The sequence below is a fragment of the Microcoleus sp. S13C4 genome (assembly GCF_036700865.1).
Lineage (GTDB): Bacteria > Cyanobacteriota > Cyanobacteriia > Cyanobacteriales > Microcoleaceae > Microcoleus.
The window spans coordinates 81,149-101,933 of record NZ_JAUBPS010000016.1 but is presented as its reverse complement, the minus strand read 5'-3'; the positions used below and the strand labels follow the sequence as shown (position 1 = coordinate 101,933).

At 47.2% G+C, this 20,785-nt stretch carries 23 protein-coding genes and 1 pseudogene; 10 read left to right on the top strand and 14 right to left on the bottom strand.

Features of this window, described 5'->3' with window-relative positions; genetic code table 11:
• Positions 1-710 (bottom strand): annotated as a pseudogene (locus QT996_RS09675) (M3 family metallopeptidase); the annotation flags it as partial.
• Positions 711-890: 180 nt separating this feature from the next.
• The gene (locus QT996_RS09670; RefSeq protein ID WP_333046172.1) at positions 891-1,727 is read right to left on the bottom strand and encodes a hypothetical protein; all 837 of its coding nucleotides are present in this window, start codon (positions 1,725-1,727) and stop codon (positions 891-893) included.
• A 144-nt stretch (positions 1,728-1,871) separates the two neighbouring features.
• Here QT996_RS09670 and QT996_RS09665 point away from each other — a divergent pair, with 144 nt between their 5' ends.
• Complete coding sequence (locus tag QT996_RS09665) at positions 1,872-2,039, top strand: hypothetical protein (RefSeq protein WP_333046170.1); 168 nt, start codon at positions 1,872-1,874, stop codon at positions 2,037-2,039.
• Between the two features lie 137 nt (positions 2,040-2,176).
• Positions 2,177-2,311 carry a hypothetical protein gene (locus QT996_RS09660; RefSeq protein ID WP_333046168.1) on the top strand — a complete coding sequence of 45 codons (135 nt, stop codon included), beginning with the start codon at positions 2,177-2,179 and terminating at the stop codon, positions 2,309-2,311.
• A gap of 121 nt (positions 2,312-2,432) precedes the next feature.
• Here the strand turns inward: QT996_RS09660 and QT996_RS09655 are convergent, their stop codons facing one another.
• Positions 2,433-2,672: a hypothetical protein gene (locus QT996_RS09655; protein WP_333046167.1), complete on the bottom strand. Its 240-nt coding sequence runs from the start codon at positions 2,670-2,672 to the stop codon at positions 2,433-2,435.
• Positions 2,673-2,859: 187 nt separating this feature from the next.
• Positions 2,860-3,027 (bottom strand): hypothetical protein, encoded by a 168-nt coding sequence (locus QT996_RS09650; protein WP_333046165.1) that lies wholly within the window; start codon positions 3,025-3,027, stop codon positions 2,860-2,862.
• Positions 3,028-3,053: 26 nt separating this feature from the next.
• Between QT996_RS09650 and QT996_RS09645 the strand changes: the two genes are divergently transcribed.
• Both QT996_RS09645 and QT996_RS28625 read left to right on the top strand, forming a co-directional pair.
• Complete coding sequence (locus QT996_RS09645; RefSeq protein ID WP_333046163.1) at positions 3,054-3,320, top strand: hypothetical protein; 267 nt, start codon at positions 3,054-3,056, stop codon at positions 3,318-3,320.
• 107 nt (positions 3,321-3,427) lie between these two features.
• On the top strand, positions 3,428-3,637 hold the full coding sequence (locus tag QT996_RS28625; RefSeq protein WP_445243948.1) for a type II toxin-antitoxin system RelE/ParE family toxin: 210 nt from the start codon (positions 3,428-3,430) through the stop codon (positions 3,635-3,637).
• A gap of 180 nt (positions 3,638-3,817) precedes the next feature.
• Here the strand turns inward: QT996_RS28625 and QT996_RS09640 are convergent, their stop codons facing one another.
• The 5 genes from QT996_RS09640 to QT996_RS09620 all read right to left on the bottom strand — a co-directional run bounded on the left by QT996_RS09640 (position 3,818) and on the right by QT996_RS09620 (position 9,757).
• Positions 3,818-4,111 (bottom strand): TIGR03792 family protein, encoded by a 294-nt coding sequence (locus QT996_RS09640; protein ID WP_333046162.1) that lies wholly within the window; start codon positions 4,109-4,111, stop codon positions 3,818-3,820.
• A 26-nt stretch (positions 4,112-4,137) separates the two neighbouring features.
• The gene (locus QT996_RS09635) at positions 4,138-6,345 is read right to left on the bottom strand and encodes a PAS domain S-box protein (RefSeq protein WP_333046160.1); all 2,208 of its coding nucleotides are present in this window, start codon (positions 6,343-6,345) and stop codon (positions 4,138-4,140) included.
• A 583-nt stretch (positions 6,346-6,928) separates the two neighbouring features.
• The gene (locus QT996_RS09630) at positions 6,929-8,137 is read right to left on the bottom strand and encodes an AAA family ATPase (RefSeq protein WP_333046157.1); all 1,209 of its coding nucleotides are present in this window, start codon (positions 8,135-8,137) and stop codon (positions 6,929-6,931) included.
• Positions 8,138-8,207: 70 nt separating this feature from the next.
• Positions 8,208-8,753 carry an RNA 2'-phosphotransferase gene (locus QT996_RS09625; RefSeq protein ID WP_333046154.1) on the bottom strand — a complete coding sequence of 182 codons (546 nt, stop codon included), beginning with the start codon at positions 8,751-8,753 and terminating at the stop codon, positions 8,208-8,210.
• Between the two features lie 320 nt (positions 8,754-9,073).
• Positions 9,074-9,757 carry a class I SAM-dependent methyltransferase gene (locus tag QT996_RS09620; protein ID WP_333046152.1) on the bottom strand — a complete coding sequence of 228 codons (684 nt, stop codon included), beginning with the start codon at positions 9,755-9,757 and terminating at the stop codon, positions 9,074-9,076.
• Positions 9,758-10,281: 524 nt separating this feature from the next.
• Here QT996_RS09620 and QT996_RS09615 point away from each other — a divergent pair.
• The 3 genes from QT996_RS09615 (at position 10,282) to QT996_RS09605 (ending at position 13,857) form a co-directional block, all read left to right on the top strand.
• A complete protein-coding gene (locus tag QT996_RS09615) occupies positions 10,282-13,128 on the top strand; it encodes a diguanylate cyclase (protein ID WP_333046150.1) in 2,847 nt (948 codons plus the stop codon).
• Positions 13,129-13,275: 147 nt separating this feature from the next.
• Positions 13,276-13,563 (top strand): hypothetical protein, encoded by a 288-nt coding sequence (locus QT996_RS09610; RefSeq protein WP_333046149.1) that lies wholly within the window; start codon positions 13,276-13,278, stop codon positions 13,561-13,563.
• An 81-nt stretch (positions 13,564-13,644) separates the two neighbouring features.
• On the top strand, positions 13,645-13,857 hold the full coding sequence (locus tag QT996_RS09605; RefSeq protein ID WP_333046147.1) for a hypothetical protein: 213 nt from the start codon (positions 13,645-13,647) through the stop codon (positions 13,855-13,857).
• 59 nt (positions 13,858-13,916) lie between these two features.
• Here the strand turns inward: QT996_RS09605 and QT996_RS09600 are convergent, their stop codons facing one another.
• Entirely contained in the window at positions 13,917-14,123 is a 207-nt protein-coding gene (locus QT996_RS09600) for a DUF6887 family protein (RefSeq protein ID WP_333046145.1), read from the bottom strand.
• On the bottom strand, positions 14,123-14,299 hold the full coding sequence (locus QT996_RS09595) for a DUF6888 family protein (protein ID WP_333046144.1): 177 nt from the start codon (positions 14,297-14,299) through the stop codon (positions 14,123-14,125). The genes QT996_RS09600 and QT996_RS09595 overlap by 1 nt, the downstream gene beginning before the upstream one ends.
• Before the next feature lie 212 nt (positions 14,300-14,511).
• Between QT996_RS09595 and QT996_RS09590 the strand changes: the two genes are divergently transcribed.
• From QT996_RS09590 to QT996_RS09580, 3 genes are all read left to right on the top strand, one after another.
• A complete protein-coding gene (locus QT996_RS09590) occupies positions 14,512-14,805 on the top strand; it encodes a hypothetical protein (RefSeq protein ID WP_333046142.1) in 294 nt (97 codons plus the stop codon).
• Positions 14,792-15,955, top strand: coding sequence for a DUF6745 domain-containing protein (locus QT996_RS09585; RefSeq protein ID WP_333046140.1), 1,164 nt, complete (start codon positions 14,792-14,794; stop codon positions 15,953-15,955). Before QT996_RS09590 ends, QT996_RS09585 begins: the two co-directional genes overlap by 14 nt.
• 100 nt (positions 15,956-16,055) lie before the next feature.
• Positions 16,056-16,361: a hypothetical protein gene (locus tag QT996_RS09580; RefSeq protein WP_333046138.1), complete on the top strand. Its 306-nt coding sequence runs from the start codon at positions 16,056-16,058 to the stop codon at positions 16,359-16,361.
• Positions 16,362-16,515: 154 nt separating this feature from the next.
• Here QT996_RS09580 and QT996_RS09575 read toward each other — a convergent pair whose 3' ends face one another.
• The 3 genes from QT996_RS09575 to ntrB form a co-directional block, all read right to left on the bottom strand.
• Positions 16,516-17,361: a nitrate ABC transporter ATP-binding protein gene (locus tag QT996_RS09575; RefSeq protein ID WP_333046135.1), complete on the bottom strand. Its 846-nt coding sequence runs from the start codon at positions 17,359-17,361 to the stop codon at positions 16,516-16,518.
• A 184-nt stretch (positions 17,362-17,545) separates the two neighbouring features.
• On the bottom strand, positions 17,546-19,546 hold the full coding sequence (locus tag QT996_RS09570) for a nitrate ABC transporter ATP-binding protein (protein WP_333046133.1): 2,001 nt from the start codon (positions 19,544-19,546) through the stop codon (positions 17,546-17,548).
• A gap of 334 nt (positions 19,547-19,880) precedes the next feature.
• Positions 19,881-20,726, bottom strand: coding sequence for a nitrate ABC transporter permease (gene ntrB, locus QT996_RS09565; RefSeq protein WP_333046130.1), 846 nt, complete (start codon positions 20,724-20,726; stop codon positions 19,881-19,883).
• Positions 20,727-20,785: the final 59 nt, after the last annotated feature.

The following is a 20,785-nucleotide window of genomic DNA, read 5'->3' as shown; positions in this document are numbered from 1 at the left end:
TGCATGAAAGGGCCGTAACTCGGAAAGTCTAAAGTAATCCGCCAAGGGCCGTTTTCGGCATCCGCATTTTCTTCGCCGGCGCTGCGAGCGGCTTGAGCTGCTAAACTCAACAAACTCGGTGGCAAACCGTCAATTTCGTCTTTGTTTGTGAGGGTGATGCTGAATGCTTTGGTAGCGTCAAGGACGTGATTAGAAAATTGGGTAGTAATTTCGGCCAATTCTAATTGAATGGCATTAAAACGTTCTTTTTGCTCGCCTTCTAAACCTACGCCGGAGAGTTGGGCGTCTCGGAGAGCGGCTTCGACAATTCGCTTTTGAGCTGACTCTAAGCTGTCCCAATTTTCGCTAGCCCGCAGCGCTTTAAAAGCTTCATAAAGCGGTTTGCTTTGACTGAGCTTGCTCCAAAATTTTACTACTTCCGGCTGCACTGTTTCGTGAGCCGATCGCAGTTCCGGGCTATTTTTCACCCCCATCAAATGTCCGACAATGCTCCAGCTCCAATTTAAACGCTCTCCGAGCCGCTGCAATGGTTCTACTAAGCCGCTCCAAGTCGGCTCGACAGACGATTCTAAGGCAGCTAGCGAGGCTTCTAGTTCGGTCAGCAGTTGGGTGATGGCGGGGACGACGTGCTGTGGTTCGATCGCGTCAAATGGAGGCAATCCTTGACCGATTAGTAACGGGTTATCAGCAATAGTTACGGTTGCAGTCATTGATTTTTCTTGTAACAGGTTGAAAACAGGTGAACTAGACAGATTAGCTTTTAATCTTTTAACACAGTTGTCGAAAAAGTAGGACTCGATCGGGCGTGAGTCGGAGAGTCGGAGAGTGTCTCAGTGTCCGAGGGGAAAAGTATTCCTTCTGACTGATGACTAATGACTGCTGACTAATGACTACTGACGGTTCTCTGCTGTGTGCTGCAACTCCTTGACAACCGTGATTAAGCGCTTGAGGTGAGGTTTGACAACTTCTTGCTGCTCGTGTTCCAAACGGTGGATTTGAGCTTGGACTAGAGACAAATCCGGAGTCGATTGGTGCGCGGGAGCTTGCAGTTGGCTTTGCAAATTGGCCATGACTTTCTGGATTTCCAAAAATCGAGTATTTACTACTTCCCAGTCGTCTCGGGTGATAGAAGTTTCTACCAAGCCTTGCGTCGCGCTTTGCAGTTGCTCTATAGCCTGTTCTACAGCTTGGAGATGCGCCGATTGGTCAACTGATAAATCTTGCAGTTGTGCGCTCACCTGCTGGCGGACATCGAGCACAGCAGACGCCACGATTTCTTGCAAAGAAGCTACCGACTCTCCTAAACTGAGCAACTGCCGCTGGATATCGATCGATTCCTCAAAGCCTTCAGCCCTAGGCATTGCAGCCATTTGCTGGCGCAGCGCTGCAATATCAGCAGACAACTGCTTGCGTAATTTAACAATTACCGTCACCGCCGTTTTTTCGACTTTATTGACAGACTTTTGGACTTGGGTCATTTCCGAATTTTGATGCACCCGCACTTGCTGCTCGAAGCGATACCGATTAGCAACATTCAGCGACAAAGCCAAAGTTAGGGGAGCCACCCCGTAAAAAGCTTGACCCGATACTGCCACCGCCAGGGAACCCACACCAGAGGCTGCCAGAGAGGCGTACTCTGCCAGCTCCAGCCAGTGCCTTTGAGGAAAAGTTGGTCTCAAGTGGTTTGCAACAGAGGGTTTTGGCTTCCGCACGGCTCTTTGGGTCATAGTATTGGCTCGTTGTTGGTAAGGTTGCGAGATTGGGTGGAGCATCGATTTCTATCCTTTTTTAAGTTATATGTTTTAGATTATTTCTTGGCACTCTTCTATTTTTACCTTTGTGAGTAAGTTAAGGATGACTGCCATATTATTATGTATTTGGGAGCCTGTGGCGATCGCGCCCAATTCCGGCTGTTAAAAGGTTCGCCCCAACGCGCCCTCTATTTTACAGGAGTTAGCGCCATCGGGTTCGGGCGATCGACAATAGCTGCCCAGGCTAACCGAACAATGCCTAAGACTATTTTAGATTTTAGATTTTAGATTAAAAGTTAAAAAAATGCGACATACTGAGGGCGAGCGGGATTTGGAGCGTGTCTGGAGTTGCCTTTTTGTTCGCGCATAGGTATAATCTACTCTTTCTCAATTGCCCCTCTCAAATTTACTGCAAAAATTGACCAATGAACTCAGAAAAACCCGGAATTGGCGATCGGATAAAGTCTATTTTCAGTATCGCCATCTTTATCATTCTCGTACTGGGAGTAGGCTTTTTAAGCGTTAATTTTATTTTAGCTATTTATGCAAAACTTTCTTAAAATTAGGACTTACGCATGGGGTTCATAAACCTGGTTTTTTTACAAAAATACTTCGTCGTAGCCAGCAGAATCGGTAAAAAACCCCGTTTCTTTGGTATTTATGCGTCCAGGACTATTTTGGTTATAACCGTTTGATATATTGCTTCACTACAGGTGGCAAAGTGTAAAGACTTTCCTGTTTTTCGATCAAGCAGCGCCGCGATAGAGATTGCAATGCGTTTAGCAAATCGGATGATGATATTTGTCCGTTTTGTAGCAATTTGGCGAAGTTGACTGCCTGGTTTTCTGTCGCCAACAATGACATGACTTGTTTTTCTAGTTCGGAAGTGCGATCGTACTGCTGCTGTAAAACATCTTTCAAATCTTCCGGCAACAATATGGTATCATCTATTTGAAGATTTTCCGAAGGAATTGCAATACATTAACGCTCAAATTCTACCAATTACATTTGAAGGCACTGAGATTTACACAGGTCTTCCCCTGCATCACCCTTGATCCTTTCGATCGCATTCTGGTAGCACAGACGAGGAATCATTCGCTTGTTTTGATTAGTCGTGATGAGGCTTTTGATACTTATCCAATTCGGTGGGTGTGGTGATAAACAAGGCAAAAAGTTTATACTTGCGATCGCCCCTCACACCAAATACCAAACACTGCGATGATTCTACGAGTGGCGATCGCCCATCAAAACTCATAGCGATCGCCGTTACAATCAAAGTATCAATCCTCGTGAGATGCCGCGATGACCATCAAAGAACTCCTCATCCAAGAAATCGATAGCACCCCTAACGAACTGCTTGCAGATCTTCTCAGTTTGGTGCGATCGCTAAAATCCACTCCAAACCCCCAACTTAATAGCTACGAACAACTGCTAGAGCGTATCGACTACCTCGAAGCTATCATCGGCATTCGCAAAGGACTTGAAAGCTTCGATCGAGGTGAAGGTATTCCAGCCGAGAGAGCCATGACAGCGCTACAGCAGCAGTTCAACATTCCTCCTCGTCTATGAGTTATCAACTCCTAATCCAACCACCCGCCTTTCAAGAAATTAAAAACGCCTACCGTTGGATGTGCGATTATCTGAGTGCTGATGCCGCAAATCAGTGGTACTAGGATATCCAAGACGCGATCGCATCCCTGGAACAGTTTCCTTACCGTTGCTCAGTTGCACCCGAAGCTGCCATCATTGGTAGGGAAATTCGACAACTGTGGGTTGGTAAAGGAAGAACCTATCGAATTCTGTTTGTGGTGGAGGGCGATACCGTCGCAATAATACACATTCGTCACCGCCGTCAAGCCCCTCTAGGTACTGAACCGCCAGAGTAATCGCATGAAATAGTCAATCAAGATCGATCGCCCCTAACACCAAATACCAAGCACTGCGATGATTGTACCCAGATCGATCGCCCTTCACACCAAATACCAAATCGATGTCTGCGGTACAATCAAGGTAAAACTCATGATTAATCTTTCAAAAATTAACACCATCAACTGAGTGTGGACTAACTAATGCAAAAACTTGCGAACTTGATATTCGCGACTTTCGGCGATCGCAATTTGCAAATCGCCCATTTTGGCATCCAACTCATCGATTGTGCTTTGTGGCACCGACTTCCACTTCTCCCTAGTTTCCCAGCGAATCAACATCACCACCTCATTTTCTACCGGATCTACCCAAATTTCTTTGCCTAAAAAACCGTCCCAACTTTTTAGTCCCGCCGTCCAAACTTCCTGATCTCGCTGAATAAATTGCTCCCACTTTTCTTGAGGTACTTTAAATTTGAGCCACTCAATTACCATATTATTTCCTATTGGTAAATAGCTAATTAATCGTTGCCTATCGCAATTTTAATTATCAACTCAGTTCCCTCTCCCGGACGCGAAACACAGTGCAACTTACCCCCGTGCTTTTCTACTACTAAATGCTGAGATATTGCTAGACCCAAACCTGTGCTCGTGTCCGGACATTTAGTGGTAAACAAAGGGTCAAAGATGCAGCCGAGGACTTCTTCAGTCATGCCAGGGCCGTTGTCACTAATGGCGATCGCAACTTCGTTTTCCCCTACCACAGAAGTCCGAATCCGAATTTCGGGATTGAATACTTCTGATCTCGATCCGCCGGCAGACAACAAAGACTGACTTTGCATTTTACCATACTTTTCAGGATTTCTCCCCCCTTCTTCCAAAGCGTCGATCGCATTTGTCAACAAGTGCATGAACACTTGGTTTAAGTGTCCTGCATAGCAGTGAACTCGTGGCAAATCCCCGTACTCTTTAACTAGAGAAATTCCCGGCCGTCCCCCTTTAGCTTGCAGGCGATTTTGCAATATCAGCAAAGTGCTGTCCAAACCTTCGTGGATATCAGCAGGCTTCATTTGGGCTTCGTCGGTACGCGAGAACAAGCGGAGCGATCGCACGACATCCCGAATCCTTTCGGAACCGACTTTCATTGAATTTAGCAGTTTTGGCAAGTCTTTTTTGATAAATTCTAAGTCTAATTCCTCCATCAGATATTGAATTTCCGGTGCGGGATTTGGATAATACTTTTGGTAAAGGTCGATCGATCGCAGCAGTTCTTCTATGTAGCCGGTGGCGTGGCTGATATTGCCCGAAATAAAACTAACGGGATTGTTAATTTCGTGCGCTATTCCTGCTACCAACTGCCCCAGAGATGACATCTTTTCTGTTTGAATCAGTTGAGTTTGAGTTTGCTGCAAAACTAAAAGCGTATGCTCCAATCTCGCCGCTTGCTGCCGCAGGCGTTCTTCAGATTCTTGCAAAGCCACAAGAGACTGTTTGCTTTTTGTAATGTCCAATCCCACAAATACCGCCGCCGTACTGTTCTGGTATTTTTGAGCGACAATTAGATAAGTTTTATTTTCTCCTCTGATGTTCGCTGTTACTTCTTGAGATGTCTTCTTTTTATGGTTGGCAAAGAAATCGTATACTAAATCGTTAAATTTGGGACTTGTATCTAAAAAACCTACTTTTTGACCGATAAAAAGTTCGGCCGGCATTTGGTAAGCGCTAGCTAAATGTCGGTTTACTCCCAAGTAGCGCAAATCGGAACTTACCCAAGAAACTAATCCGGGCACGGCGTCCAAAACGGCTTGAAGTTGCTCTTTGGCTTCTAAAAGCGCTGATTCTGCTTGGCGAGCGGAAATGTCGCGGGCGATCGCGCAGCGGTATTCGCAGCCGCCGTATTCTAAATAATTGACTTTAACTTCGACGGGAAAACTGCCGCCGTTTTTGGTTTTGTAAGTGCTTTCAAAAGTGAGGTTGGTTTGCTGCTGGAGTTGAACCCAGTGTTCTCGCCAATCCGATGCTGCCAAATGCGAATCGATGTCGCTAACCCTCATGTTTAGCAGTTCCGATTCCGAGTAGCCGAAAAGATGGCAAGCGGCTTTGTTCACGTAGCAAATTTGACCGTCGGACGTAGTAAAAAAGATTGTATCAGCAGCATTTTCGAGGGCAATTTGAGTTAGTTGTGGTATTGTTTCTAACTGCTTGGTTTTGACCTCGGACTGAAATTTATTAGAGCAATTGGTTGGAGCGGGAGCCTCAGCTATCTTAGATGCAAACAAAATCAAACCGCCGATCGCACCTTCGCTATTTGTCCAAGGCTGAAATACCCATCTTACCGACTCGCTGACAGAGGCGATTGCGGTTTTTCCTGATACAGATGCGATCGAGCGCCCTGCCACAAACTCGCTGTATTCCAAAACTCCCGTCAAACAAGCCTGGGCATTTTGCTCCCAATATTCCGGGAGATTCGGGAACAGTTCCCAATGATATCGGCCGATCGCCCCGCCATCTCCCAAGCCGCAATCTGTTTCCCAGCGACGGGAAACCGACAGATAGCGCATTTCACAATCTACCATTGCCACGGCTTCGGCGGAGCGCTCCACAAACCGCCGAAATCGCTCTTTACTCTGGGACACGGCTGCCTCTGCGGGTTGTTGGGCGATCGGGACATTCCCGTCAACGTACCTTCCCAGTCCCTGACTTTTTTGCTGAACTGGCTTAGTTTGCACGGTTTGGGATTTCCTCCATAGCTGTCAAGTTTGAAAAACTCTGTTTGAGACCAAAAATGCTGTTTTCCCCTGATTTGCTCTCTCGGACGATATCCCTAGAGGGTATCACCCATCATTGATATCATTTTTGATAAGGAGATGTCTATAGGCATTACTATCAACTTAAGACCAAAGCTAGTGCCCGCCTGCTGTTTGATGACTAGGCATAGATCACGGCGACGCCCCCGGAATAGTCGGAGGGGACTGGAGTGAGCTCTTGTCTCCCCCCACTATTCCGGGGCGCAAGAGGGCAGCGACAGTCGGCAAAAAACGAGAGAGAAAAAGGGTTTTAGGCGATTGTTGACACCAAAAGTCTATAGGTACTCAAGAAAATTTCCCCCAAACTTTGATATTCAGAAGAATTCCTAGTGATTGTTGGGTATTTTATACAAGTTCCCAAAAGAATGCAACTGTATGCCCGTGCTCCAAACCATGAGCTTCCTCAGTCATTCCTCATTCTTTAATTGAAAATCCCACATCACACATGGTATTAGATCGTGTAGCCAGTGCGATCGCCACATAGCTGGAGAATGCAAGAGAGCGCTCAAACAAATTTGTGCGTAAATTCACTGGTAAAATCCACTCTTCCTTTGCGTAACATTGCAGGATCTAATCTTTCAGTGGTGTTGCAAGTCATCAAAATTACGAGTTTTTGCTGAAATTGAATGCCGTGTTCGTCGATGACGCTTTGATACAAAGTTCCATCCAGCAAACTCAAAATATGTTCAGTTTTGTTAGTGCGTTGGGCTTCTGCTGTTGAGCGATCTTGAGCCAAATTATCAGCCTCATTGATAATAATACAAATCCGCTCTAAATAACTCGGTGGCACAAAATTTTCCACAGCATCGTGGTCTAAGATAAAAATTACATAACCCAGCGGCACTAAAATTTCCTTTGCTACCGCTTGCGTCCAAGCAGTTTTGCCCGTGCCCGGTTCGCCACTAACCAAAACAGCCAACTGATTTTTATCCAGAATTGCCTGCTGAACTGTATCGGTAAAACTTTGAACCTCCGCAGAAAACGTGCGAATTGGGAACTGGCTGTGAACCTGTCCGACGCGGCTTTTGTACCCGCCCAGAATCACCGCTAAATTATAAGTTGCCTTGCTAACGAGCGGCGCAATATCTTGGCAAATCAGAGTGTAGCAGCGTCTTCCCCTGTCGTAGCTGTCAATTTGCAGCCAGCAGCCGAATCGGGCCCAAGAAGCATAAACAGTACCCAAAACTTCCAAGCGTTCCCAGCTAATAAATCGCTCCGGAGGATAAGAAAAATGTCGCTCCATAAAAGACTGGGTAATTGCATCCGGTTTCCCGAGCAAATCCAGAACTTTGAAAACAGTAATCTCTTGGAGTTTGTTGAGAACGTAGTCGATGGGAATGCTAGCGCGGCTGACCAATTGCACCACAGGCGTTTCGGTAACTAAAACATCTTTGTAGCGGTAATCCGGGTAAACTGGCTGCGGAGTAATGTAATCCCAAAATTCATCAATTTCGTAGCGAGTATTTTCCGAAAATACATTTAAAATATTCGCCCACCAAGTATATTGGTGTCGTCCCATTGCATCGGCAATGTCGCTAGCTGCACCTAAAGTTTTTTGAGCTAGTTCTAAGGGATCGCTAGACGCTAAATGTACCAGGTGTTCCCAATCTAATTGACGGTAAAAAGGTCGCCAACCAGAGCCTAGCAGACCTCTATTTTGAGAATTGTTTTGATGAAAATTGTTTTCGCGATCGCCCATATCTTCCGCACTCATTTGGCAAAACTCCGACTTACTCTTATTTTACAGTTTTTCTGGTACACATTCTACAAAAAAGTCAAAATTATCAACTTATTTTGAGATAAGTGGGCGGCACAAAATCTACTAGCCAAACTTTGTTTTCCGAGCAGTAAAATGTATGACCATCACGTTGCATGGCTACGGCATCTACAGTAAAGACTGCCGGGATACCATGTCTTGCACCTACTTGGCGTGCCGTCTGTATATTCACCGACAAATGAACATGATGCCGTGACATTTTCCTAATTCCTTGACTGAGAATAGACTCCACTGCAGCGCTACCTGTTCCATGATATAAAATATCCGGGGGAACAGCGGGTTCTAACTGCAAGTCAACCTCTACGCTATGTCCTTGGTTGGCACGAATTAGAGTGCCTGTGGAGTCAAAAGAAAAGCGCTGCTTGTCGTTTTGCACGACTACTTCCTTGAGTTCTGCAAGTTGAACAGGAAAGTTATTTTTTTGGCACGCAGCGAGGAGTTCGCTAACAGAAACCCAGCCACCTGGAGCGAGTTCAATGCCGATGCGTGAGGGCGCGTGACGCAGGTGTTTGCTGAGATAGCGGCTGATTTTTACTAATCGAGAATCGTTCATACTTTTACTTTATTTATTTAGTTTTAAAATTACATTTTACAAAATGTCAGTAGCGTGTTATATCATTGATTGGAAGCGGTTTTTTTGAAGCTGTTTGCACTGCCAGAGGACGCTTTAGTGAACCCGCCTCTCCAATTTTTATAAAAAGATTCTAGGAGATAAAAATGCTTTGACGCGCGAATTATAGCGGTAATGTGCGCCCTTAAGCACCTACCGAATTAGGTTCGGCGTCCGAGAATAAAAAAGTGTTTGGTGTGCCATTTTTCACTGGCTTTATATTTTGATAATTCTCAAGAACTGTGCCTTCGGCTGAATGGCTTTTACCTTGGGATAACTCCGCCAAAAATAGCAAAATTGAGATAGCGCCAGTGACATACTGCGTCGGCAAAACCAGCTTCTGCAAGCCACTTGGTCTGCTCTTCCACAGAGGAGGGAATATCTTCTTTTAGATAGTTGTGAAACCAGGCTGCATCGTCTTCTCCGTTAGCTTTCATGTACTGCCGCCACAAGTTTTCGTATTGCTCAGTCAGCCGGGGAGTAGCACCTGTCACAATATCTCGAATTAGCAAGATTCCCCCTGGATTCATCGAGTGGAAAAGTTGGTGAAATAGCTGTTGTTTGCCTGCGCTGTCGAGGTGGTGGATTGCTAAGCCTGAAACTACCAAATCGTAACCGCTGCCGAAATCATCTTCGGCAAAGTTTCCTTGCTGCAAGGTCAGCCTTTCTCGGAAAGCGGACAAGTTAGTTTGGCAAGTTTTCAGCATATTTTGGGCCATATCAAAGGCGAGGACATTTGCTTGAGGAAATGCTGACAAAATCATTGCCGACAGTATGCCTGTCCCCGCGCCTAAATCCAGAACTTTTATGTTAGCATTAGTTTTAAAAGGGATCAACTGGAGTATTACATCGTGCTGCTCGCCATAGCGCGGAATGAGGCGGGGAATTAAACCGTCATAATCAAATGCTCTTTGTTCAAATTGCTCGCGTACAGTGTCTAAATTCACAAACTATTTTCCTCAAGTTGTTAATAGTTGAGTGCGTCAATGCCGTTTGGCGGTTCTATCGTTTGATATTATATTACATTTTATATTACAAAAAACCTACAGACCTGTCAAGATGTAGAAGAAAATAATTTAAAAGAAGTTAAGGACGATCGCCAGACAGGGACTTTGTGCGCCCAAACCCGCCCGTGATTTGGGAACGGTCTAGCCCTGCACATATTGTCTTTCAGTGCAGATGAGACAGAATGCCTCAGACCCGAAAGGCAGCAGAAGACGAGACTTTGGGCCAGCTACCAGGAGTAATTGTGAGAAAAAAATGACGGTTATGATACCCGTTTAAAACAAGAATGCAACTCTAGGCGCGTGTTCCCCATCCGAAATTTATCAGTAATTCCACATAGTAAAATATAAAAGGGAATTAGCAAGCAGCCGATGAGCGGCTAGATAGGAAAAAATCAGTCCTCAGATTGACAAAATTTAGCCCCCTATAAACAAAAATTGAGGTGACTCCCGAGTGGATGTGGTGTATGCCAATTTTTCTGGAAGATGAAGAGATACAAAATATTGCACCCGCCGGCGCGGGAAAGAAAATAGTGATAATGAATCAGGATGCGAGTAGATTAGGTGTCAGCCGTCAGGGGAAGAGAGAAGCAATGGAAATCCAACAACGGAGTAAGGATAAGCGGGATCGCCAGCAACAAAACGCGCCTGATAGCCCAGGTCAAAATTCTACAACAAAAGAACTAGATTCGTTGCTGCAAGAATGTTTAGATTTTAAAAGAGCGATCGACCGATCGGCACTTGCGGTGAGGACTGACGCGCGAGGAATTATCAACTATGTCAGCCAAAGAGTTTGCTCCATCTCCAACTATTCCCACGCCGAACTAATCGGCAGCCACTTCGGCATCCTCCATTCGGAATATAAATCTTCGGAATTAATCAAAAATTTGCTGTTAACTGTTGCCAAAGGTGAAGTTTGGCAAGGAGACATTAAGAATAAAGCTAAGAATGGAACTGATTATTGGGTGTACGCAACAGTAGTTCCGCTGTTAGAATGCAAGGGAAAACCCTGTCAGTATTTGGCGATCGGATTCGACATCACCGATCGCAAAGCCGTTGAAGCCGCCCAAGTCGAAGCCAACCGGGCAAAAGACGAATTTCTGGCGATGGCATCCCATGAACTGCGATCGCCCCTGAGCGCGATTTTGGGATGGGCGCAGCTAGCTCGATCGCGCAATTTCAACGAAGCCACCACCAGCCGCGCTTTGGAAATCATCGAGCGCAACGCCAAATTACAAAACCGACAAATAGACAATCTCCTCGACCTCTCGCGGCTGCTGCGGGGGAAAGTGTGCCTGAACATCAGCCGAGTTCACCTCCCGTCGATCGTCGAATCTGTGATCGATACCCTCCGTCCCGACGCCGAGGCTAAAAACATCTGCATAGAAAAACATTTCGACCCCGGCGTCGATTACATTTTGGCAGATGCAGAACGCTTCCAACAAGTAGTCTGGAACCTCGTTACCAACGCCATCAAATTCACCCCAGAATCGACACCAAACCCAGTTCAAGTGCGCCTCGATCCTAGTCCGTCCGGCGTCTTGATTCGGGTCAGCGACAGCGGTTGCGGCATCGACCCCAAATTTCAGCCACACATCTTTGACTACTTCCGCCCCGCAGACAGCTTCCAGAGCAAGGAACACCACCGGCTGGGGCTGGGGCTCTCAATTGTGCAGCAGTTAGTGGAACTGCACGGGGGAAGTGTTTGGGCTTCGAGTCCCGGTATCGGTCAGGGGGCCACCTTTGGGGTGCTGCTACCGATTGCCAACAAAAATGCAGCCGATGATCGCACTGCTGCGATCGTCCAAAGTGAAAGCAGGCCCGGATCGGTTTCCAAACCCCTAGCGGGAAAGCAAGTCCTGGTGGTGGAAAGCAGCGCCGAGATCCGGAAATTTCTCAAAACTGGCCTGGAAGCATTTGGAGCTCAGGTAACAGCGGTGGGTAGCGCCACCGAAGCGATGGCCGAGTTGCAAAAGTCGCGGCCCGACGTGTTGGTGAGCGATATGACGGTATCGGGAGCAGACGGCTGCGATTTGATCCGCCGCATCAGAGCAATGGAAATGTCCGAGCACAGGGAACTGCTGCCGGCCGTGGCGCTGACCGAAGGCATCGAGGAAGAAGATTCGGCATCGGCGCTGGAGGCGGGGTTTCAGAGGCATTTGTCGAAGCCGGTGGAAGCGAATCAGTTGGTGAGCGCGATCGCCCAATTGGCGGGACTGACTGGATTCGGCGCCGGAGAGTGGGGTTCGGGAAATGTCGGGGCGAGCGGACTCCAGATCCCGCTGCCGGAACCTAAAAGTTCTGACGACAAAAATAATGGGGAACTATTAACCACTGACAGCAGAGAATTACCGCTGTTGCTGGTAGTAGAAGACAACAATTTTTTGGTGGCTTACCTCCAAACTTTATTAACTCCGTACTATCGAGTCGCCGTGGCGAGTGACGGGGTTGAAGGTTTAGAAAAAGCCAAAACTTTGCAGCCAAATTTGATTGTGAGTGACCAAGTTATGCCCAGACAAAACGGACTGGATTTGCTTAAGGAGATTCGGAACACGCCAGAATTAAAATCGACTCCGGTAATCTTTTTGACAGCGCGAGCGGGGATGGAAGCTCGGATCGAAAGTTTGGATGCGGGTGCTGATGATTATATTTCAAAGCCTTTTGACGAGAGGGAATTGCTGGCGAGGGTGAGAAATTTGTTGCGATCGCACTCAGCCGAACAGCAGTTGGCGGAGCTCAACCGTCAGTTGCAGCAGCAGAAAAAGCAGTTAGAAACGGTGAATCGAGCCTTGCACTATTTGGCAACTTACGACAGTTTGACTGAGGTAAGAAACCGCCACTCTTTTAATGAATACCTCGATACGGAATGGCGGCGTTTGGCAAGAGAAGAAGCACCGCTGTCTTTGATTATGTGCGACATTGATTATTTCAAACTTTACAACGACACTTACGGTCACCAAGCGGGGGATGAATGTTTGCGGCAAGTGGCGGCGGTTATCCAACATTCGGTAAAGCGACCGGCAGATTTAGTAGCGCGTTACGGTGGGGAAGAATTTGTAGTAGTTTTGCCGAATACGGATATTGAAGGTGCGACTTGCGTAGCTGAAATGATCGCACAACAGGTGCGGGGTTTGCACATACCTCACGCTAAGTCTGCTGTCAGCGAATACGTGACGCTGAGTTTGGGTGTAGCTTGCTGCATTCCGGCGCCAATATCGCAGCCGGGGGAGCTACTCGCGATCGCCGACGAGTCGCTTTATCGGGCGAAAGAATCTGGGCGCGATCGAGTTTCGGTTGCCGCATTTCAAGGATAATATAATAGTTAAATCAACTTGTATGGTGCGTCTGACATCGATTAGTTTCGATTTAAACAGTTTTTTTGGATCTGACGCACCCTACCAATGTGCTTGAAAACTTGTGCTAATTCAAATTGCTATAAAATAGTTAAAGGATGTCGTGCCATGACAGCAACCTTAGACAAACCACAAGACCAGTGCCTAATTCACTCCGGGATTGATTGGCAACAATTCAAGCTAATCGAGCAGGGGTTTTCTGATTCCCCCGGCATCCGACTTTTTTATTTCAAATGTGAGGTAGAAATGTTGGCAGTTTCGCAAGAACATGAAGTCTTCAGCGGTGTCATCGCCCTGTTGCTGGGCACTTATTTTGTAGAAAAACAAATCGATTTTACTCCCCTAGGAAGCTTTACCCAGGAAGAAGAAGGAAAAGCCTCCGCACAAGTAGATTAATCTTACTTAATTGGCAAAGCATCGGGAGGCATTGCAGACGTCTCGCTCGAAGTTGTATTTACTAGGGGCAACGAAAGCAAGTTGAATCGTTACCAAGCCTTGGGAGTCCCCGAAGTTTGGTTTTGGGAGGATGGAGTATTTGGCCTGTATCATTTGCGATCGCACGGATATGAAAAAATTGACCAAAGCGAAGTTCTGCCCGGTTTAGGCATCAACCTGCTGTCTCGCTGCTTGCTGATGGCTTCTAGGGTTGAAGCAGTTAAGGAGTTTCGGCGCGGGATTTCTGCGGTTTAGAGAGAAAGTGGCTTGGGCGATCGCTCCCGCATTTATAAATATATTGTTAGGATACAAGACTAACCTTTATATTCTTTCATTTGCTGGCGAATGGCTGCCTCAATCTTAGTATCGAAATCCGAATCTCCCACTTTAGTTATGATTAAATTCGAGCGCTTTTTCCGCCTGTCTAAGTAGGCTTGCAGTGCTGCTTTATCCCCGCGATTTTTAAGAAAATAACGCTTTAATTCTCGATCAGACATTGCAGTATAATCTACTTGGCTCATTAAAATACCTCTCCATTTGGAGCAATTTCAATCTCAATTTCCTCGTCATATCCAGCCAATACGAACAAGTTTTTGCTTCTCTCGTCAACACAGACGAGGTGAATAGGTTGCAATGCCAAATATGTCAAGTAATAACTGATTCGATACAAACCCTCTAGCTGCGCGTAGGTAGGCATTCAAACCTAAAACTTTATCGAAACTAACATCTACTGTAGCATTTCTGTCTGCGATCGCACTTTCACCTTCCAAGATAACGTCTGTCAGTGCAGCAAAGAGTTATGGAATTTGGTTTGTGGCTCTTGACAGCCATGTATTACAAATGTAGTATAAAGTTGCGGTAGAAAAGCTCGATCGATCGACACCAGCAAACAAAATTGAGAAAAAACCTATGCAACCCATCCGACAAGGCGACGTAATTCTCACCCCCGTACAGCAAATCGAAGGAGAAAAAAAACCTCACCTAACTCTCGCCGAAGGTGAAGTCACCGGACATTCTCACCAGATTATTGAGGGACAAGCTGAACTGTACGAAAAAGACGGGACTCTGTACTTGCGGGTGCTTTCACCGACAGCTTTATTGAGTCACGAAGAACACCATGCGATCGCAATTCCCGAAGGTAATTGGATGGTGCGAATTCAGCGGGAATATGAGCCGCAAGGTTGGAGGTATGTCGCAGACTAAGGTTAAAAAACTAACGCCTGAACAAGCAGCTTTGATTCCAGTTTATCGGGAAAAGTGGAGAGCGATATCGCTTTCCACTGGGCCGATAAATCGCTCGCAAGCTGCGGAAACAATAAAATCGGCATACAGTGCGATCGGCAAAAAAGCACCGGAAATCATTTTTGTTGATCGCCCCTACGAAGCTGCTGATATAATCCTCAGTCGAGTTGACAATCCCAGCAGCGAACTGCGGAGCGAATTTGAGAGAAAACTTCGCAGCCAGCTAGAAAAACAACTGCGACGTTATTTGGGAAGCCAACTAGAAATCGAACTGCAAAGCCAACTGCAAACTCAACTTTCAGCTCGACTTTATACTCAACTGCAAACGCAAATGTGGGAGGCACACCGCAATTATTTAGCTGGCTTCATAGCAAGCCAATTGCCACCGGAAGAGGTGTTCAATGAGCCGAGTCGAGACTTTTACTGGCAAAGATTAGGAAGAGAACTATTCAGTAATTGCATTCAACCAGTATTGTGGGCTGCTTCTGGCAGTTTATTAGATTTCTGCATTTCGGTTCTAAATTTACCTCATTCCTACGCCAGAAATTGGATAGTTTTTCAATCGATTGTCCGGGATTGCGGCTTGATTTATCCCTATGACAAAGTTTGCATTGTCTGTGAAAAGCCGATCGCACTTTCCGTTGACAGCAACCACCGCTTGCACGCCGAAGGAACACCAGCGGTACAATTTGCCGACGGTGTTTCGATTTACGCCTATCACGGCGTGATTTTACCTGAATGGTACGGTAGGCTGCACCCGCACGAGTGGCAGTCTAAGTGGGTGTTGAAGGAACAGAATGCAGAAATTCGGCGCGCCTTAATTCAGGGAATTGGTTACGATCGCATTTGTCAAGAATTAGCGGTGACAGAATTAGATAGTTGGCAGGAATACACTCTATTAAGCATCGAGTTTGACGATGATTTTGATCAGGTGGGTAATGCAAAGCCAGTTTATTTGTTAAAAATGACTTGTCCAAGTACGGGATTTATTCACGCTTTGCGAGTGCCGCCTGATGTGCGATCCTCTTCGAGGGCTTCGCTAACGGCTCTTGAGGCAATTCGCTGGGTAAATTGGGGAATGGAGCCAGAGGAGTTTTCCGTGCAAACCTGAGTAATACCAATTGTTAAAAGTCACTGAGCCCCGCCCCGGACTTAGGCTAAACCGTTTCCCTACCCGATATCTGTACTTCACTCAACTGAAAACCGCTATATTGACAACAGCCTTAATCCATGAAACACCGATCGACGTTCCCGCAGTGTGCCAGTTCCAAGGGTGGAATGCACCAACCACCGATCGCCCAAAAACTGTTAATAACATGAAGAAGAAGCCCACCCTCGATCGAAGGTGGGCTAAGTTCATGCCAGCTTACCGACAGCTAGGCAATCGGGTCTCTTGGCTGGTAGACGTAAAATATCGGAAAAAGATCCGAACGTCCGAAAAAACTTATCGCCCACCATTAAGCTTCAGTTTACCCAACCGGATCGGGAAAATTGCGCCCGTAGGGATGTTCCCCTGAAATCGGGGAACACTGGGGCTTCAACTTTTCAATAGACTTCTGCAAAAAAGCTCGTCTTGGGCCGGCAGGATGCTCAACCCCCTACTCCGCACAAGAATTAAAATTTTTCGAGAAGTCTCATAATTCTCCTCTTTAACTTTGATTGGCCAACCGATTAGGCATCGTGATCGTGTGCAAAACGACGGAACAGGAAATCTAGGGCGTAGTTCCGCAAATTGTAGTATTCTGGATCTTCCATCATTTGAACCCGATCGCGCGGACGCGGAAACGGAATCTCCAAAACTTCGCCAATTGTCGCCGACGGGCCATTAGTCATCATCACCAGTCGATCGGCCAAAAACAGCGCTTCGTCAATATCGTGAGTAATCATCAACACCGTACAGCGGTGATCGTTCCAGATTTTCAGCAACTCTTCTTGCAATTCCTCCTTAGTAATTGCGTCCAGAGCACCAAAAGGTTCGTCTAAAATCAGCACTTTCGGGCGAATTGCCAAGGCGCGGGCGATCGAAACCCGCTGTTTCATCCCCCCCGAAATTTGTGGCGGTCTTTTCTGGGCAGCTTCCGTCAATCCCACCATCGCCAAATGCTCATTGACGATCGCATTTTTTTCGACCTTCGACTTATTCGGAAATACAGCATTAACAGCTATATAAACATTTTCAAACACCGTCCGCCAAGGCAGCAAAGCGTAACCCTGAAACACCACCATGCGATCGGGGCCCGGCTTCGTAATCCGCTCTCCGTTAATCGACACCGTACCCTGGCTCGGATGGCTAAAACCCGACACCATATTTAACAGTGTTGATTTGCCGCAGCCCGAGTGTCCGATCAGAGCAATAAACTCTCCCTCAGCTACATTCAGATTGACGTTTTCTAAAGCTCTGTAACCGTTTGGATATTCTTTGTAAACATTGTCAATCACCAAAAAAGGTTGGCGGCGGCCTTTTCCCCGCTGGATAGGAGTTTTGGTGTTCGTCTGGTTTGTAGTGGTGTTGAGCATGGGTTTAGGAAATTGTGAGTGGGTGATTCGCAAATAAAGAAGGAAGTTCGGCAACGAGCAATGTACGGGATTTAACGGATGTAACGGAGGTCATGAAGAGGGAATTGATCACTAGCAATTAACAGCTAAAAAGCAACAACTAACAATTAGCAATTACCCTGTTTTTATCCAACTAAAAACCGCTCTAAGCAGCTCTGCGGCCGGAATCGAGTACAACTTCCGCCATCGTGAAATCGCGTTTTATCGCCAGATTGTTGAGATAGCCGATCGGATCGTCAGCATTAAACACCGAGCCGTCAAACAAGCTGAGAGAACCGCGAGTGTAAGTAATATCAGCCATCCCCAGCTCTCGCGCCGCCGTGCTGAACGCACCGACTCGCACCACCCGCTCCAGAATTTCCACCCAGTTGCGGGGGAACACAGTATCGCCCCAGCGCGCCATCTGCACCATGTGCCAGAGTTGTTCGGTGCGGCTTGGGCGGTTCACCCCATCTCCAGAGAACAAGTGGTGGGCGTATTCCCGCATCGGAGAAGTCAGGTTGCAGGCATTAGATTTCGGATCGCCGAGTTGGATGAAACTCTTATCAGTAGCGACGTACTCCCGTCCCGCGACAATTTCCGAAACCTCGGCGGCGTGATTTGGATCGGCGCAATAGTGGCAAGCTTCGAGCAAAGCTTTGACTAAAGCAATGTGAGTGTTGGGATAAGCATTTGCCCAGTCTTCCCGAACCCCCAGAATTTTCGCGGGGTGTCCGGGCCACAGTTCCAAATCTGTCGCCACCGTAAAGCCGACTCCTTCCATCGAGGCCCGCAAGTTCCAAGGTTCGCCGACGCAGAAACCGTCAATAGTGCCGCCCTGCAAGTCAACGATCATCTGAGCCGGTGGGATATTTTTCAGCAACACATCGCGATCCGGGTCAATGCCACCGGAAGCCAGCCAGTAACGCAGCAGCAGGTTGTGCATGGAAGAAGGGTGCACGATCGCCATACGGTGCGTTTGCGCGGGCGTTCTCTGGAGCATTTTTTTAAAGTCGGCCAGAGTGTAGATCCCTTGGTCGTAAAAGCGCCTCGCGAGGGTAATTCCGTTGCCATTGCGGCTCATGGTGAGGGCTGTAACCGTCGGAATCGGCTTCTCTTGGTGGCCTCCCAAGCTCAACCACATCGCCATCCCAGAGGGCATTTGGGCTGCGTCTAAGTAACCGGCGGCGATGCCATCTACGATGCCGCGCCAGCTTGTTTCCCGCACGAGGTGGACTTCATCGAGTCCGTGTTTGGCAAACAAGCCTTTTTCTTTGGCGACGGCTAGGGGAGCGCAGGCGGCTAGGGGGATAAAGCCGAGTTCGAGGTTGACTTTTTCTAGGCCGTGGCGGGCGATCGCGGGTACTTTCCGCGCCCGCAGTTTTTTCACCCGCTTCTGCTGGTTGAGGAAGTAAATCATTTCGCTACGTAGAGCGTAGTAGCTGGGGTGGGAGACGACTTCCATCCGTTTGCGGGGGCGGGGGATGTCTACGTCGAGAATCCCGCCAATCTTCGATTCTGGGCCGTTGGTGAGCATGACGATGCGATCGCTCAGCAACACGGCCTCATCCACATCGTGCGTTACCATCAGGGCGCTGATTTCGTACTCTTGGCAAATTTCCATCAACTTTTCTTGCAAGTTGCCGCGAGTCAAAGCATCCAAAGCGCCGAAGGGTTCGTCTAAGAGTAACAGTTTGGGGCGCAGGGCCAGAGCACGGGCGATCGCCACGCGCTGTTTTTGTCCGCCTGATAGCAATGCAGGCTGTTTCTCTGCGTGGGGAGTTAAGCCCACCATATCGATGTGTTTTTGAATGATTTCGAGGCGTTCGGCTTTGGGTAAGCCACTCATCACCGAGTCTACAGCTAGAGTAATGTTTTCTCTGACCGTCCGCCAAGGTAGCAGCGAATAGTTTTGGAATACTACCATGCGATCGGGGCCTGGCTGGGTGATTCTTTGTCCGTCGATCGTCACCAATCCTTCTGTGGGCAGATCCAAACCTGCGACCATATTTAGTAAGGTAGATTTACCGCAACCGGAGTGTCCGATTAAGGAGATAAATTCGCCTTTTTTAATTTCTAAGTCGATGCCTTTGAGGGCTATGTATGTGCCGCCGTCTGTTAAATTAAATACTTTTCCGACTTGTTCTACTGCAATCAAAACAGACATGATTTTCTTGCCTTTTTTGTAGGTTTGTTATTTTTCTATAGCGGTTCTCAGGAAAGTAAGGTACTCTTCCAATGCCCTGTTTGCCCAATGCCCAAGAACACCTCATGTTACTGAGAAAGGCTATAGATAATGTCGCTTTTAATCGAATCTCGATCCCCCTAAATCCCCCTTAAGAAGGGGGACTTTGATCCATTTCCGGTTCCCCCCTTCTTAAGGGGGGTTAGGGGGGATCTTGGCCTAATCATCAAACAGCAGACTGGTATTACGTTTGACGTGTTTGTTGTCACCAATGGGCAGAGGCTGGGAACGAGTAACAGTCAACATATCTAATTAGCTACTTTCCTTGAGAAGGAGCAATCTTTTGCTGCAACCAAGCCATCATGCGATCGAGCAACAAACCAACAGCCCCGATGTAGACTACAGCTAACAAAATTTCGCTGATGTAGTTTTGCTGGTAAGCATTCCAAATAAAGAAGCCGATACCCGTAATCCCAGACATCACAATTTCCGCTGCAATAATCGCCAGCCAAGCCAAACCGATCGCAATTCTCAATCCGGTAAAGATATAAGGCAGCGCCGACGGGAACAAAATATTGAGATAATATTCCTTCCGAGAAAGTTGCAGCACTTTCGCCACGTTGTTGTAATCGTCGGGAATTTGGCGGACACCTTCAGCCGTGTTGATCAAAATCGGCCAAACTGAGGTAATAAAAATTACGAACAAAGCAGCAGGTTCGTTTTGTTGCAGTGCCGCCAGGGCAATGGGTACCCAAGCCAAAGGTGCCACCATCCGCAAAAACTGGAAAATCGGGTCTAAAGCCTTGTTTAGGAAGGGATTCGTACCTACCACAACTCCCATGCTAATGCCCACAGCGGCCGCGAGAGTGTAGCCTTTTGCTACCCGTTCCAAACTAGCCAAAGTCTGCCAAAATAAGCCGACTCCGTAGGTTTTGGAGTTCATGAAAGGATACATCAACAAAATCCGCGTCCGTTCGTCAGTCCAAACGCTAGTTGGGGGTGGCAACTTGATGATTCCTGTACCCGACAGGAATTGCCAAACTAACAGAAACCCTAAAAGTCCTAAAATTGGCGGCAATATATTTGACGAATTCTTTTTCCAAAACTCGCCCAGCGCTCCTTGGGCATCGACTCCCCTTCTCCGATTCATGCTGACAGCCATCTTGCTAATCTCCTATGTTTCTGCTGTTTTTTTCCAGACTAAGTTATGGGAAGCGATCG